Genomic DNA, 16312 nt, shown 5'->3' with positions numbered 1-16312 from the left:
AATTGCTATTGATCAGAAATATTTTAGAAATCTAATTATTATTCTAAACCATAGCAACAAAACGCTTTGCTATTAGAACCTACCTGCCGGCAAACAAAGAAACTAAACTAGATTATAACTACTTTTAAATCAGTTAAACAAAGCACTAATTTTTTATTTTTAAATTAATGCTAAAAACAAATGAAATCTCTAACTTTTAAAACGATTTATGAACCTAAACTATTTTTAATCAGACACCACTAAAATATACTGTTTCTTATAATTTTCTGTCTCCTTTAAAAAAAATATCTTTTTTTAAAGCGATAGCATCTGAAGATATCGTTAAAAAATATTACGTGTATTTAAAAATTCAGAGCCCTGTTCGTTAAGTAGTTTCTCTTTTTTTCTAAATTAATATTCAAATACGCCAAACTCACTTTTAATCGTTAGCTTCTTATCCTTTTTTAAATGCGCCTCTAACGCCTCTACCCTCCCAACAATTTTGGCAGCCACATTAAAAGATTTAGAAATGGCAATAATAGCTGCTGCAACTTCTGGAGAAACATAAATTTCCATTCTATGTCCGCAATTAAAAACTTGATACATTTCTTTCCAGTCTGTATTTGATTGTTCTTGTATCAGTTTAAATAATGGCGGAATTGGAAACATATTATCTTTTACAATATGTAAATTGTCTATAAAATGTAAAATTTTAGTTTGAGCGCCGCCAGAGCAATGAATCATTCCGTGAATTGTGTCTGAAGTATATTTCGATAAAATTTCTTTTATAATTGGTGCATAGGTTCTTGTTGGTGATAACACTAGTTTACCGGCATCAATAGGAGAATTCTCTACTTTATCAGTCAGTTTTGTAGTGCCTGCATACACTAATTCTTCAGGAACAGCGGCATCAAAACTTTCTGGATATTTTTCTGCTAAATATTTATGAAACACATCATGTCTTGCAGATGTTAATCCGTTAGAACCCATTCCGCCGTTATATTCAGTTTCATAGGTTGCTTGTCCAAAAGACTCTAAACCAACAATTACATCGCCAGGTTTTATGTTTGCATTATCAATCACTTCAGAGCGTTTCATTCTTGCAGTTACGGTAGAATCTACAATAATAGTTCTTACCAAATCGCCAACATCTGCAGTTTCGCCTCCTGTAGAATGAATGGTAACACCAAAACCTTTTAAATCTGCGATAATTTCTTCTGTCCCGTTTATAATTGCAGATAACACTTCGCCAGGAATTTTACTTTTATTTCTACCAATAGTAGAGGATAACATAATATTATTGGTTGCGCCAACACATAATAAATCGTCAATATTCATTATTAAAGCGTCTTGTGCAATGCCTTTCCACACAGAAATATCGCCAGTTTCTCTCCAATACATATACGCTAAAGAAGACTTTGTTCCTGCACCATCTGCGTGCATAATCAAACAATAATCAGCATCATTTGTTAAATAATCTGGTACAATTTTACAAAATGCTTTTGGAAATAAACCTTTGTCTATATTTTTAATGGCATTATGAACATCTTCTTTAGATGCCGAAACGCCTCTTTGTGCGTATCTTTTAGAAACTTCTTGACTCATGTTGTTGTGTTGTCTGGCAAATTTAGGCTTTTGATTAAAAAAAACAGTAGAAAACAAAATGAATTTGTTTGAAGGAAACCTGACCACACAGAAACAAACATCTTCTTGTACTTTTAAATGCACTAAATCATGGGCAGTCAGCGGAAAAAAATTTATTTTTAGTTTGATGAAAGTCAGTATTTTAAAAATTTTCTCTTGACCACCGATGCATCGCGTAAGGGGAATTCTATCGCTTAAAAGACCTCACCGGCTTTTGATACTGAATCGAGTTCAGCACAAGAGCCGGTGAGGTCTAAAAATTCTATAACTTCTTTTGATGTACTTTCTTTGTAAGCTTGCCATATGCGTTAGGGATTGAAACGGCATCCTTTTTTGTTTTTCACAAAAAAGATACAGTGAAAAGCCCGTTAAAACGCCCATATTTCGAAAAACTCAGTATTCACTGTTATTTACCTCGTAAACAACAACTCCCTATACTTTGTTAATGGCCACAAATTATCATCGACCAGGGTTTCTAGTTTATCGCAATGATATCTAATTTCCTCAAAAAACGGTTTTACTTTATCGCAATAACACTGTGCTGCTTTTAAGCCGATCAGTTTGTTTGCTTTTCTGCGTTCACCGATCATTTTTAATGTTAGCGCATTTATTTCGGTAATATGATTAGAAATTACCATGATAAATTCTATCTGCTCTTTTGCAATACTTTTATATTCCTCGCCAAAAATTTCTTTTAAATTCTTGGTATTTTCTAGTAATGTATTTTGATAAATAATAGCGGTAGGCACTACATGATTTCTTGCAATATCGCCTAAAACTCTGCTTTCTATTTGAATTCGCTTGGTATATTCTTCTAAATCAATCTCATAGCGAGCCTCTAACTCAATCTTATTCATCACATCCATTTCCTCAAACAAATCAATAGTTTTTTTAGAAACTTTTACTTTAAGTGCCTCGGGAGTTTCTTTGTTATTGCTTAAACCTCTCTTTTTTGCTTCCTTTTCCCAAGAGCCGCCATAACCATCACCTTCAAAACGAATTTTTTTAGAGTCTTTAATATACTCTCTTAATACATTAAAAATAGCTTCGTCTTTTTTAAGATTTTTATCGTCGACCAAAGCATCTACTTCAATCTTAAATTCCTTTAATTGTTTGGCAACAATCGTATTTAAAACGGTCATTGGCTTTGCACAATTGGCCCAAGAGCCCACCGCTCTGAACTCAAATTTATTTCCTGTAAAAGCAAATGCAGAGGTTCTGTTTCTGTCTGTGTTGTCCAATAAAATTTCAGGAATTTTACCGATGATATTTAATTTTAAATCCGTTTTTTCTTGCGGTGATAATTTGCCTTTTGTAACGTTTTCTAACTCATCTAAAACAGCTGATAATTGACTACCAATAAATACAGAAATAATTGCAGGTGGCGCTTCGTTTGCTCCTAGCCTATGATCATTGCTTGCAGATGCAATTGAGGCTCTTAACAATTCTTCATATTCATACACCGCTTTTATGGTATTGATAAAAAAAGTTAAAAACTGTAAATTTTTCATAGGGGTTTTTCCTGGACTCAATAAATTTGTTTCATTAGCAGTAGCCAAAGACCAATTATTATGTTTCCCAGAGCCATTGATGCCTGCAAATGGTTTTTCGTGAAATAATACTTTAAAATGATGACGTCTTGCTACTTTTTCCATCACATCCATGAGCAGTGAATTATGATCTACTGCTAAATTTGCCTCTTCGAAAATAGGTGCTAATTCAAACTGATTTGGCGCAACTTCATTATGTCTTGTTTTTAAAGGAATGCCTAATAACATACATTCTTGCTCTAAATCTTGCATAAAACTCATGGCTCTTGCAGGAATACTTCCAAAATAATGATCGTCTAATTGTTGCCCTTTTGCAGAAGAATGCCCTAATAAAGTTCTGCCAGTCATTAAAATATCGGGTCTAGAAAGTGCTAAAGCATCATCAATTAAAAAATATTCTTGCTCCCAACCTAAAGTTGCGTTTACTTTTGAGGCGTTTTTATCAAAATATTTACAAACTGCAGTTGCATGCGTATCAATAGCTTGCAAAGCTCTTAATAAAGGTGTTTTATTGTCTAGAGCTTCTCCCGTATACGCCACAAAAATTGTAGGTATACACAAAGTTGTCTCATATATAAATGCGGGTGATGTAGGATCCCAAGCGGTGTAACCTCTTGCTTCAAACGTGTTTCTAATGCCGCCATTAGGAAAACTAGAAGCATCGGGCTCTTGTTGCACTAACTGTTCGCCGTCAAACTTTTCCATGGCCAAACCGCCGTTGATTGATTCGAAAAAAGCATCGTGTTTTTCTGCGGTAGCTCCCGTAAGTGGCTGAAACCAATGTGTATAGTGCGTTGCGCCTTTAGAGATTGCCCAATCTTTCATACTTACGGCAACCTGATCTGCAATTTTTCGATCAATTTTAGTTCCTTTACCAATCGCATTCATCACACTTTCGTATGCAGCTCTGGTAAGGTACTGTTGCATAGCGTATTTATTAAAAACGTTTTTAGCAAATAAAGCAGATCTTTTTTCAGTTTCGATCACCTTTATCGGTTTTCTGTTTAAGGTTTCTTGTAATGCCGAGAATCTAATTGTTGACATAATATGATTTTTAATAGGTTATTTTAGTATTACCACAAATATACCCTATATAAATTAGGGATAAAACTATTTTTAAGTAACAATCAAAATTTAACCCCTCATTTTTTTGATATGTTAGGAAAATATTACATTTTTGTATTCTCAACATTACTATAAGATACTATGGCAAAAATTAAATTAGAATACATTTGGTTAGATGGATATTTTCCAACTCAAAACATGAGAAGTAAAACCAAGGTTGAAGAACATGAAGACTTTAAAGGAACAGTAGAAGAACTAGACCTGTGGTCTTTTGATGGATCCTCTACAAAACAGGCTTCAGGCGGTGCTTCTGACTGTTTACTAAAACCAGTTGCTATTTACCCCGATCCTACAAGAATAAATGGGTATCTTGTAATGACAGAGGTTTTAAAGGCAGATGGAACTCCACACATTTCTAACGGAAGAGCTACTATAGATGACGATGACAATGATTTCTGGTTCGGTTTTGAGCAAGAATATTTTATTATGGACACCAAAACACAATTGCCTTTAGGCTTCCCTATTGGTGGTTATCCGGCACCACAAGGAATGTATTACTGTTCTGTTGGTGGTAAAAATACACATGGTAGATTAATTGTAGAAAAGCACGCTGACCTGTGTATTGATGCAGGTTTAAACTTTGAAGGAATTAACCAAGAGGTTGCTTCTGGGCAATGGGAATACCAATTATTTGCAAAAGGAGCAAAACAAGCTGGTGATGAAATTTGGGTTTCTCGCTACTTATTAGATAGATTAACAGAACAACACGGTTATTATATTGAATACCACCCAAAACCATTAGGTAAAGATATGGACTGGAATGGTTCTGGTATGCACGCAAACTTCTCTAACAATGTTTTAAGAACTTGTGGTTCTCAAGAAACATATGAGAAAATTTGTGAAGCTTTTAGACCTTTGGTCAAAGAACATATGGCGGTTTATGGTGAGTTTAACGATCAGCGTTTAACTGGTGATCATGAAACAGCTTCTATTCACGATTTTTCTTACGGAGTTTCTGATAGAGGAGCTTCTATTAGAATTCCGATTATTACAGTAGAAAGAGGTTGGAAAGGTTGGTTAGAAGACAGAAGACCAGCTTCTAATGGAGATCCATACAAGATTGCAGGTAGAATTATTAAAACTGTAAAATCTGCAAATATTAGCTAGATTTTAAATTTATATTCAAAATTTGAAAACTCCGAAGTTTACGTTTCGGAGTTTTTTATTTTTTAAGTTTCAAATAGGTTATTTAGCAAAAGAGTATGTAGTTATTGTATTTTATCCTACATACTTCAAATAAAGTTGATTTTTTGAAGTCCAAAATAGCTAGCTCATTAAACTCTTTGATTATTTTTTTATGGAATTCAAATCATCAAAATAACATTTTCATTAGCCAAAAAATATTTCTATAAGAAAATAAAATAGTAACTTTTCATTTGAGATCATAAATACGAAATATAATTGTTTGATAAATTATTAATTACTTCAAAAAAACTTTAATCTGTCTAAAAAATGAGTGTTAAGAAATGGATTTTACTAATTATTAATAGTTTAGTAATTTTAGTTGTGATCATACTTTCTTTAATTTTTTACTTTGAATTTTCGAAGGTTTTAGACAAACGTATCTTATTTCACTTAAACTCAATTAAAACACTTAAAAAAATTCAAGTAGAAGATCTAATTCAGAAAGAATGGAACACTTTCAAGTATTCTAATGATCGGTTTATTGATAGCAGTGAAATTAAATTACCAAAAGACAAGTACTTACATGCTGGTATTTACGACTTAACGCATTTACACCCCACAAAAAAAACTTCGATTAGTTTAATTCGAATTAGAAATAACCAAAGAGAGTTAAAGGTAATTCCATATCCAAAAATAAAACAAATTCTATTAGAACGAACAGGAATGGGCGCTAGCGGAGAATCTTATATTGTTGGTAATGATTATAGACTTCGCTCTCAATCTAGATTTTTTCCAGAAACCACCCCTTATAAAATAAAAGCAAAAACAATAGGTGTATTAGATGCACTAAACCAAAAAGAGGGAGAAGGTCTTTTTTTTGACTATAGAAAAGTTGATGTGTATAGTGCTTATAGTTCTTTAAAAATAGATTATTTACACTGGGTTATTTTGTCAGAAATCGATGTTAATGAAGTTACGATTCCGCTAAAAGAAATGCGTCATAAGCTATTTTTATTCACGCTAATAATCATTTCATTATCAAGTATACTTTCTTTATTCTTAACCAAAATTATTACAAACCCTATTAAAAAGATACAAGAAAGTTTGCTTACAATGGCTAAAGGAAATTATAATCAAAAGTTGATTTTAAAAAAAAGTCCGACTGAAATAATGGAAATGTTTCATGCTTTAGAAAACTTAAGAATCGCTATCGATGGTGCTGTTAATTTCTCTGTTGATATAGGAAAACTAAATCTCTCTACCTCTTATACACCAAAAAGCAAGAACGACTTACTTGGCAAAAGTTTGATAAAAATGCGCGGCAAACTAGAAGCGTATAGAACTGCAGAAAACAAAATAAATTTAACGAATAAGCGCTTATTAGTAGGTAATTTAGAAAACGAAAGAAGAAGACTAGCAAGAGAACTTCATGATGGCGTTGGCCCTTTATTAACAACTATAAAGCTTTACGTTCAAAACAAAATTGATTCTGGCGAACATAAAGAAAGTTTAAAAGAAATGATTGATACAACAATTAATGAAATTAGACAGATGACGAATGTTTTAATGCCTACAAGTTTAGATAAATTCGGAATTGGCGCTACCTTACATAGCTATGTAGAAAATATTCAAAAATCTATTAAAGCCTCTATTCGTTTTGAAGATTTAACAAAAGAAGAAGCATCTCTAATAAGTAAAGAACAAGAAATAAATATCTTTAGAATTGTTCAAGAATTAATTAACAACTCAATTAAACACTCAAAAGCAACGAAAATAAGAATCTCATTAACCGAATTTGATAATTTTTTGTCCTTATATTATTTTGATAATGGCACTGGCTTCGATTTAAAAAAAGTAAACCTAGGTTCTGGTATTAAAAACATTAAAGAACGTGTAGAAATTTTTGATGGTACTTTACAAATTGAGTCTGCAAAAAAAACAATTATTGAAATTGAAATGCCAATAAAATTATGATTAAAATTGTGATTACTGATGACCATAAGCTATTTAGAATTGGACTATCTGAATTACTAAAAAAGCAAAAAGACATAGAAGTTGTGGCAGAACTATCTAACGGAAGAGAGTTTTTAGATTTCATATTAAAAAATTCTGATATTGATATTGTTTTGCTAGACATAACCATGCCCGAACTAGATGGTTTTGAAGTTTTAGATAAACTCGCTGAATTAAAAAGCTCTATAAAACCAATTATAATTTCTATGTTTGATGACGGTAACTATATTGCAAAATGCGCAAAAAGTGGTGCCTTTAGTTATCTTTTAAAAAATACGGATGAATATGAGTTGATAAAAGCGATAAGAATTGTAGCCCAAGGGAAAAAGTATTTTAATCAGGTAATTTCTGAAAAAATGATTAATTTTATGTCTACACAACACACAAGTGTTAAAAAGCTTTCTAATAAAGAATCAGAAATTTTAATCTTAATAAGTAAAGGATTCACGACAAAAGATATTGCTTTAAAATTATTCATTAGCACGCGTACCGTTGAAACACATCGTGCAAATATTCTAAAAAAATTAGAAGTTAAAAATACTGCATCTCTCATAAAAAAAGCAACAGAAAACAAACTTATATAAACATAAATACGTATAAATACGGATACAAAATACCAAATTTCTTATAAGAGCAAAACCTTCTTTAAAGGTGTAACTTTGTGATAGCTAATTAATAGTATTTAGCTAAACTTAAAAACATCTATTATGAAAAACTTAATTTTAGTTTTCGCATTTATTTTTATCACTACGGCTGCTTTTGCTCAAAAAAGAAATGATTTACAAGGGCCAGAATTTAAAAATTACAAACCTTGGATGCATAAAATAGAAGCTATTGTAATATATACAAATACTACTAAAAATAAATTAATTGGTTCTGAATTTAAGAATTACAAAATCTGGGAAAATAAAAAAGAAGATACAGAATTGGTTACTATTGTAAAATCAAAAAGATCTAAATTAACAGGCCCAAAATACAAGAACTTCAAACATTAAATATACAGTGCAATTTTAAAGTAAACTATAAAAATAAAACTCCGAAATGTAAATTTCGGAGTTTTTTGTATGCACACAACCTCAATAATAAGTGCCTCCAAGTAAAAAATTAAAAAAAAATTAGAAACTAAATAATTTCAAATTCCATTCGTATCCGATTAAAAATAGTGTAAGGTCATAAAGCGCTTTAAAATAAAGGGATTACGATTGTTTTAAGAAGATACCTTGTTCTTGAAATTAATTTTGAAATAAAAAACTATCCTTATTTTTATCTGGCTTTAAGTTAGTGATAATCTAGTCTTGTTTCTTGTTTCTTGGTTCTTGTTTCCTGTTTCTTGCCTTTTGACTCTAAAAGCAAAGCGCTCTTATTTCTCTTTTCCGAAAACAATGTTTAAATTCAGTTATTTTTTACTTTTTTCTGGCGGAAATCGAGAAATAATTTCTTTTACAAATTCTTTAATTCTAGCTTCTTTTTTCTCTCTATCCTCAATTTTTAAAGCTCCTGTGCCTATTCCCTGCCAAACTAATTCTTTTTTCTCTCTGTCAATAAAATCGACAAACAAGGTACCTTCTGTAAATTGCGAAACATTTACGTTGTTGTTATTCATTCCTCCCATCATCCAAGGATTCCAGCCCATGCCCCAACCAAAACCAAAACCCATATTGTTTTGATTTTGATTCACGTTTACACGTTCTCTAGACTTTGTAAAAAAACTAACTAACATATCTGGATTATCTGACTTTACAAAACCTTGTAACAATAATTCTGCTTCAATAGCTCTTAAAACTCTTTTTTTATCCAAATTAGAAATATCGGCTTTGTCTATTCCTGGTTTGTAAAAAGCGAATGTGTTAAATCTCGAAAAATCTACTTGAGTATCATAATCTGTGGTAACTTTTATAGCGCTGCAAGAGGTTAACATTAACGCAAATACAACAATTATAAATTTAAAATATTTCATAAAAAAGTTTTATAGGTTTTTTAATAACACATCATCTACTAGGTTAGGAATGGTAACTTTTAGATTTTTTTCTGATTTCATAGCTCTTTTAATGGCAAAAATAGCTTCCTTATTTCTTGCCCAATTTCTTCTTGAAATTCCGTTGTTTACATCCCAGAAAAGCATTGATTCTAAACGTTTTGCCGCTGACTTACTACCATCAATAAGCATGCCGAAACCTCCGTTAACAACTTCTCCCCAACCAACGCCACCGCCATTATGTATAGAAACCCACGTTGCACCTCTAAAACTATCTCCTATTACATTCTGTATCGCCATATCTGCCGTAAATTTAGAACCGTCATAAATATTTGATGTTTCTCGATAAGGAGAATCCGTACCAGAAACATCATGATGATCTCTTCCTAGAATCACGTTTCCTATTTTTCCTTTTTTGATGGCTTTGTTAAATGCCTTGGCAATTTTTATACGTCCTTCTGCATCTGCATATAAAATTCTTGCTTGAGAACCGACCACCAGCTTGTTTTCTTTCGCGCCTTTTATCCATTGAATATTATCGGCCATTTGTTGCTGAATTTCTTTTGGAGAATGTTTCTTTATTTTCTCTAAAACTTTACAAGCAATTTTGTCTGTTTTTGCTAAATCATCTGGCTTCCCTGAAGCACAAACCCATCGAAACGGACCAAAACCATAATCAAAACACATGGGTCCCATAATATCTTGTACATAACTGTTATATTTAAAATCGATATTATTTTCTGCCATTACAGCTGCTCCTGCTCTGCTTGCTTCTAATAAAAAAGCATTTCCATAATCGAAAAAATACGTTCCTTTTGCCGTATGTTTATTAATTGCAGTTGCATGCCTTCTTAAGGTTTCTTGTACTTTTTCTTTAAATAAATTCGGATTTTCTGCCATCATTATATTGGCTTCCTCAAAAGAAATTCCTGTAGGATAATACCCTCCAGCCCAAGGATTGTGCAACGAAGTTTGATCTGATCCTAAATCTATATGAACGTTTTCTTCGTCAAACTTTTCCCAAACATCCACAATATTTCCTAAATACGCTAGCGAAACAATTTCTTTATGCTCTTTTGCTAATTTTACTCTAGCAATTAATGCAGCTACATCTGTAATTTTTTCATCGATCCATCCTTGCTCTAAACGAACTTGTGTAATTTTCGGATTTACCTCTGCACAAACCGTAATACAACCAGCTATATTTCCTGCTTTTGGTTGCGCGCCAGACATTCCGCCTAGTCCGGCCGTTACAAATAAATTCCCTGCTGGTTCTTTGTTTATTTTTCTAAAAGCATTTAACACCGTGATTGTTGTTCCGTGAACAATTCCTTGCGGACCAATATACATATAACTACCTGCCGTCATTTGTCCGTATTGTGAAACACCCAACGCATTCATTTTCTCCCAATCATCTGGTTTTGAATAATTCGGAATTACCATTCCGTTGGTAACCACAACTCTTGGTGCATTTTTGTTAGATGGAAATAATCCCATAGGGTGACCAGAATACATTGTTAGTGTCTGTTTATCTGTCATTTCTGATAAATATTGCATCGTTAATAGGTATTGTGCCCAATTCTGAAAAACGGCGCCATTTCCTCCATAGGTAATTAATTCATAAGGATGTTGCGCTACAGCATCATCTAAATTATTCTGAATCATTAACATAATCGATTTTGCTTGTTCAGATTTCCCTGGATATGCGGTAATAGCTCTTGCGTATATTTTATAATCTGGTTTAAAGCGATACATATATATACGACCATACTTTTTTAACTCATCAGCAAATTCAGGCAATAATTCTGCATGTTGTTTTGTATCAAAATAACGCAGGGCATTTTTAAGTGCCAACTTCTTTTCATCCGCAGATAATATTTCTTTTCTTTTTGGCGCATGATTTATAGCGACATCGTATTCCTTTTTTAAAGGTAAAATAGTAGGAATTCCTTGTTGAATTTGTTCTTTAAAAGTCATATGTTCAGCTTAAAAAAGTGATCGAAAAACAAATATATTTCTTTTTTAGAAATCATATTTTAAAAATGCTAAAGATTTACGGTATTTTTTAAGATTTTCGTAAATTGCACTCTTAAAACCTAACATTTATTACGAATGAAACAAATACCACCTTATAAACCTACCCATAAAGTTAGAATTGTAACTGCAGCTGCTCTTTTTGATGGCCATGATGCTTCCATTAATATTATGCGAAGAATTATACAGTCTACAGGAGTTGAAGTGATTCATTTAGGCCATGATAGATCTGTAGAAGAAGTCGTTAATTGTGCCATTCAAGAAGATGTAAATGCCATTGCAATTACTTCTTATCAAGGAGGACACAATGAGTACTTTAAGTATATGTACGATTTGTTAAAAGAAAAAAATGCAACGCATATCAAGATTTTTGGTGGCGGTGGTGGCGTAATCCTTCCTGAAGAAATTAAGGAATTAATGGAGTATGGGGTAACGAGAATTTATGCACCAGATGATGGGCGCTCTATGGGTTTACAAGGAATGATTAATGATTTGGTACAAACAGCTGAAAAAGCCCAACCCGAGATTAAGAAAGGACAAAAGCAAGTATCTGACCCAAAAGTTTGTAATGAAGACGGTTCCTGGTTGTTCGAGTTAGGAGATGATAAAGTTTTAGAAAACTTAAAAAATAAAGATGCAAAAACAATTGCCCGATTGATATCACTTGCAGAAAATAACCATATAGATTTTCAGCAAATATTCCATAAAGATTGGAGTTCCTCCCATTCAGGGAAGCTAGAAGGGGCTTCTACTCCTGTTTTAGGAATTACAGGAACTGGTGGTTCTGGTAAATCTTCTTTAGTTGATGAATTAGTTCGTCGTTTTTTAGTTGATTTTCCTGAAAAAACTGTAGGTTTAATTTCTGTTGATCCTTCTAAAAGAAAAACTGGTGGCGCACTTTTAGGCGATAGAATTCGAATGAATGCCATTAATAATGAACGTGTTTATATGCGTTCTTTGGCAACGCGTCAATCTAATTTAGCATTATCTAAATATGTAAATGAAGCGGTACAAGTTTTAAAAGCGGCTGAATTCGATTTAATTATTTTAGAAACTTCGGGAATTGGACAATCAGATACCGAAATTATCGAACATTCTGATACTTCTTTGTATGTAATGACACCCGAGTTTGGTGCTGCAACACAGTTAGAAAAAATTGATATGCTTGATTTTGCCGATTTGGTTGCCATTAACAAATTTGATAAAAGAGGTGCTTTAGATGCTGTTAGAGATGTAAAAAAGCAATATATGCGGAACAATAATTTGTGGCATATTCATATGGATGATATGCCTATTTATGGCACCATTGCATCGCAATTTAACGACCCAGGAATGAATACTTTGTACAAAGGTATTATGGATAAGTTGGTCGAAAAAACTGGCGTTGATTTAAAATCGACCCTAGAAATTACGAAAGAAATGTCTGAAAAGATTTTTGTAATTCCGCCAGCAAGAGTTCGTTATTTATCTGAAATCGCAGAAAGTAATAGAGCCTATGACAAAAACGTTGATACACAAGTTGTTGTTGCTCAAAAATTATATGGAATTTATCAAACGATTTTATCAATACTAGAAGATCCTATTTCATTGCAAGGAGCAGAGCACTCTTATATTATAAAAACAGGACTTGACGAAGAAGAAATTCTTGCCTATTTTAAAAATATCGAACCTAGTACCATTCAGACAAATGGAGAAAAAATTGATCAAGAATCTCAACTATTTTTCTTAAAATTACTGCTAGCGCAGTTCGAAAAAATAAAACTAAATTTTGATCCTTACAATTGGGAAATTATTTTAAACTGGAAAGAAAAGGTTCAGAAATATAAGGATCCTATTTATACCTTTAAAGTTCGTGATAAAGAAATAAAAATAGAAACACACTCAGAATCTTTATCGCATTCTCAAATTCCGAAAATAGCCTTACCAAAATACAAAGCTTGGGGAGATTTATTGCGCTGGAATTTACAAGAAAATGTTCCTGGAGAATTTCCTTTTACAGCAGGTTTGTATCCGTTTAAAAGAACAGGTGAAGACCCAACAAGAATGTTTGCTGGTGAAGGCGGCCCAGAAAGAACGAATCGTAGATTTCATTATGTGAGTTTAGGAATGGACGCAAAACGTTTGTCTACTGCGTTTGATTCGGTTACTTTATATGGAAATGATCCTGGACACAGACCCGACATTTACGGTAAAATTGGAAATGCAGGTGTATCTATCTGTTGTTTAGATGATGCTAAAAAATTATATTCTGGTTTTGATTTAAGTCATCATATGACTTCTGTTTCAATGACAATTAATGGGCCCGCGCCAATGCTCTTGGGTTTCTTTATGAATGCGGCTATTGATCAGAATTGTGAGAAATACATTACAGAACATCAACTAGAAAAAGAAGTTGAAACGAAATTTAAAGAAATTTACGATTCAAAAGATTTAGAAAGACCCTTATATCAAGGAAAATTACCAGAAGGAAACAATGGTTTAGGATTGATGCTTTTAGGGTTGACGGGAGATTTAATTTTACCGCAAGAAGTTTATCAACAGATAAAAAAGGAAACTTTAGCGCAAGTTAGAGGAACAGTACAAGCAGATATTTTAAAAGAAGATCAGGCACAAAATACCTGTATTTTTTCTACGGAATTTGCGATACGTTTAATGGGTGATGTACAAGAATATTTCATTGAAAAGCAAGTTAGAAACTTTTATTCGGTTTCTATTTCTGGGTATCATATTGCGGAAGCTGGTGCAAACCCAATTACACAATTGGCATTAACCCTGTCTAACGGATTGACCTATGTGGAATATTATTTATCACGTGGAATGGACATCAATAAATTTGGACCGAACTTATCGTTTTTCTTTTCAAACGGAATTGATCCTGAATATTCTGTAATTGGTCGTGTTGCCCGTAAAATTTGGGCAAAAGCGATGAAGTTAAAATACGGCGCAAACTCAAGAGCACAAATGTTAAAATATCATATTCAGACTTCTGGACGCTCTTTACACGCGCAAGAAATTGATTTTAATGATATTAGAACTACGTTGCAAGCGTTATATGCAATTAATGACAACTGTAATTCTTTGCACACCAATGCCTATGATGAAGCAATTACAACGCCAACCGAAGAATCTGTAAGAAGAGCAATGGCAATTCAGTTGATTATCAACAAAGAATTGGGATTGACAAAAAATGAAAATCCGATTCAAGGTGCGTTTATCATTGAAGAATTAACCGATTTAGTAGAAGAAGCAGTGTTGTTAGAATTTGATAGAATTACAGAACGTGGTGGCGTTTTAGGTGCCATGGAAACCATGTATCAGCGTTCTAAAATACAAGAAGAAAGTATGTATTATGAAACGTTGAAACACAATGGAGAATTCCCGATTATTGGTGTGAATACCTTTTTGAGTTCTAAAGGATCGCCAACAGTGCAGCCAGAAGAAATAATCAGAGCAACCGAAGAGGAAAAGCAATATCAGATTAAAACAAAAGAACAGCTAAATAAAGCAAATATTGAAGCTGTTAAAGAACAAATTGAAATTTTACAAGAAACAGCGATTCAAAATGAAAATTTATTTGACAAATTAATGGAAGCAACCAAAGTTTGTTCTTTAGGGCAAATTACGGAAGCTTTATTTAAGGTTGGTGGACAATATAGAAGAAACATGTAAGCAGAGAACCAATAATGCTTTTCGCATTATTGTGTGAATCGCTTATGCCGCTTTTGGGCGGTATCTGTTTGTGAAATCTCGAAAACATAGAATCGTTAAAACCTAATCTAATTAATAAATTGGAATATATAAATTTTAATTTCGCTATTCATAAATGAAAATCAATTAAATATATGATAAAAGCTTTACAGTTGGATTAAATTATAACCTTTAGTATATAGATTCCAAATAAGGTTTCTTCATAACAGACCTCACAGGTTTTAAAAACCTGTGAGGTCTTCTTTATAAATTGAAATATGTGATTTTTCTCTTTTCGCATTATTGTGTGAATCGCTTATGCCGAATTTGGGCAGTATCTGTTTGTGAAATCTCGAAAATATAGAATCGTTAAAACCCAATATCATTGATAAATTGAAATATGTAAATTTTTAATTTCGCTATTCATTAATGAAAATCAATTAAATATATGATAAAAACTTTATAGTTGGATTAAATTATAACCTTTAGTATATAGATTCCAAATAAGGTTTCTTCATAACAGACCTCACAGGTTTTAAAAACCTGTGAGGTCTTCTTTATAAATTGAAATATGTGATTTTTTCTCTTTTCGAATTATTGTGTGAATCGCTTATGCCGCTTTTGGGCGGTATCTGTTTGTGAAATCTCGAAAACATAGAATCGTTAAAACCCAATATCATTGATAAATAAGAATATCTGATTTTTTCACTTTTCGTGAAAAGCGCGTGAATCGCTTATGCCGCTTTTGGGCAGTATCTGTTTGTGAAATCTCAAAAATATAGAATCTTTAAAACCCAATATCATTGATAAATTGAAATATGTAAATTTTTAATTTCGCTATTCATAAATGAAAATCAATTAAATATATGATAAAAACTTTATAGTTGGATTAAATTATAACCTTTAGTATATAGATTCCAAATAAGGTTTCTTCATAACAGACCTCACAGGTTTTAAAAACCTGTGAGGTCTTCTTGATTGATTTCAGTTCCTATTGGTCAATTAATTATTTTCCTAAATTCAATAGACCATCCCGCTATTAACATCGAAGTAATTATACTTTAAAGCTGTCTTACAATTTTATTCATTTTTATTTTCCATTGACCTTTCGACTTCGCTCAAGATAAATTCCAAGAAACAAAAATCTAGACTTCTGATAATTTTATTGAATTCTACAAGA

At 32.3% G+C, this 16312-nt stretch carries 9 protein-coding genes; 5 read left to right on the top strand and 4 right to left on the bottom strand.

The window, feature by feature from the left end; translation table 11 throughout:
• Positions 1 to 390: 390 nt before the first annotated feature.
• Together ES044_RS09490 and ES044_RS09485 are read right to left on the bottom strand one after the other, a co-directional pair.
• The gene (locus ES044_RS09490) at positions 391 to 1584 is read right to left on the bottom strand and encodes an AIR synthase related protein (protein ID WP_147117839.1); all 1194 of its coding nucleotides are present in this window, start codon (positions 1582 to 1584) and stop codon (positions 391 to 393) included.
• Positions 1585 to 2033: 449 nt separating this feature from the next.
• Positions 2034 to 4217: a glutamine synthetase III gene (locus tag ES044_RS09485; protein ID WP_147117838.1), complete on the bottom strand. Its 2184-nt coding sequence runs from the start codon at positions 4215 to 4217 to the stop codon at positions 2034 to 2036.
• A gap of 162 nt (positions 4218 to 4379) precedes the next feature.
• Here ES044_RS09485 and ES044_RS09480 point away from each other — a divergent pair, with 162 nt between their 5' ends.
• The 4 genes from ES044_RS09480 (at position 4380) to ES044_RS09465 (ending at position 8431) form a co-directional block, all read left to right on the top strand.
• Complete coding sequence (locus tag ES044_RS09480; protein WP_147117837.1) at positions 4380 to 5405, top strand: glutamine synthetase beta-grasp domain-containing protein; 1026 nt, start codon at positions 4380 to 4382, stop codon at positions 5403 to 5405.
• Between the two features lie 345 nt (positions 5406 to 5750).
• On the top strand, positions 5751 to 7397 hold the full coding sequence (locus tag ES044_RS09475; protein WP_147117836.1) for a sensor histidine kinase: 1647 nt from the start codon (positions 5751 to 5753) through the stop codon (positions 7395 to 7397).
• A complete protein-coding gene (locus ES044_RS09470; protein WP_147117835.1) occupies positions 7394 to 8020 on the top strand; it encodes a response regulator in 627 nt (208 codons plus the stop codon). The genes ES044_RS09475 and ES044_RS09470 overlap by 4 nt, the downstream gene beginning before the upstream one ends.
• Before the next feature lie 123 nt (positions 8021 to 8143).
• Positions 8144 to 8431, top strand: a complete 288-nt coding sequence (locus ES044_RS09465) for a hypothetical protein (protein WP_147117834.1) — start codon at positions 8144 to 8146, stop codon at positions 8429 to 8431.
• A 401-nt stretch (positions 8432 to 8832) separates the two neighbouring features.
• Here the strand turns inward: ES044_RS09465 and ES044_RS09460 are convergent, their stop codons facing one another.
• Together ES044_RS09460 and ES044_RS09455 are read right to left on the bottom strand one after the other, a co-directional pair.
• Complete coding sequence (locus tag ES044_RS09460; protein ID WP_147117833.1) at positions 8833 to 9393, bottom strand: DUF4136 domain-containing protein; 561 nt, start codon at positions 9391 to 9393, stop codon at positions 8833 to 8835.
• A gap of 9 nt (positions 9394 to 9402) precedes the next feature.
• On the bottom strand, positions 9403 to 11388 hold the full coding sequence (locus ES044_RS09455) for a urocanate hydratase (RefSeq protein WP_147117832.1): 1986 nt from the start codon (positions 11386 to 11388) through the stop codon (positions 9403 to 9405).
• Positions 11389 to 11523: 135 nt separating this feature from the next.
• Between ES044_RS09455 and ES044_RS09450 the strand changes: the two genes are divergently transcribed.
• Positions 11524 to 15114, top strand: a complete 3591-nt coding sequence (locus ES044_RS09450) for a methylmalonyl-CoA mutase family protein (RefSeq protein WP_147117831.1) — start codon at positions 11524 to 11526, stop codon at positions 15112 to 15114.
• Positions 15115 to 16312 lie beyond the last annotated feature (1198 nt).

Source organism: Polaribacter sp. IC066 (genome assembly GCF_007997085.1).
GTDB lineage: Bacteria > Bacteroidota > Bacteroidia > Flavobacteriales > Flavobacteriaceae > Polaribacter.
This window is presented reverse-complemented; position numbering and strand designations above follow the sequence as displayed.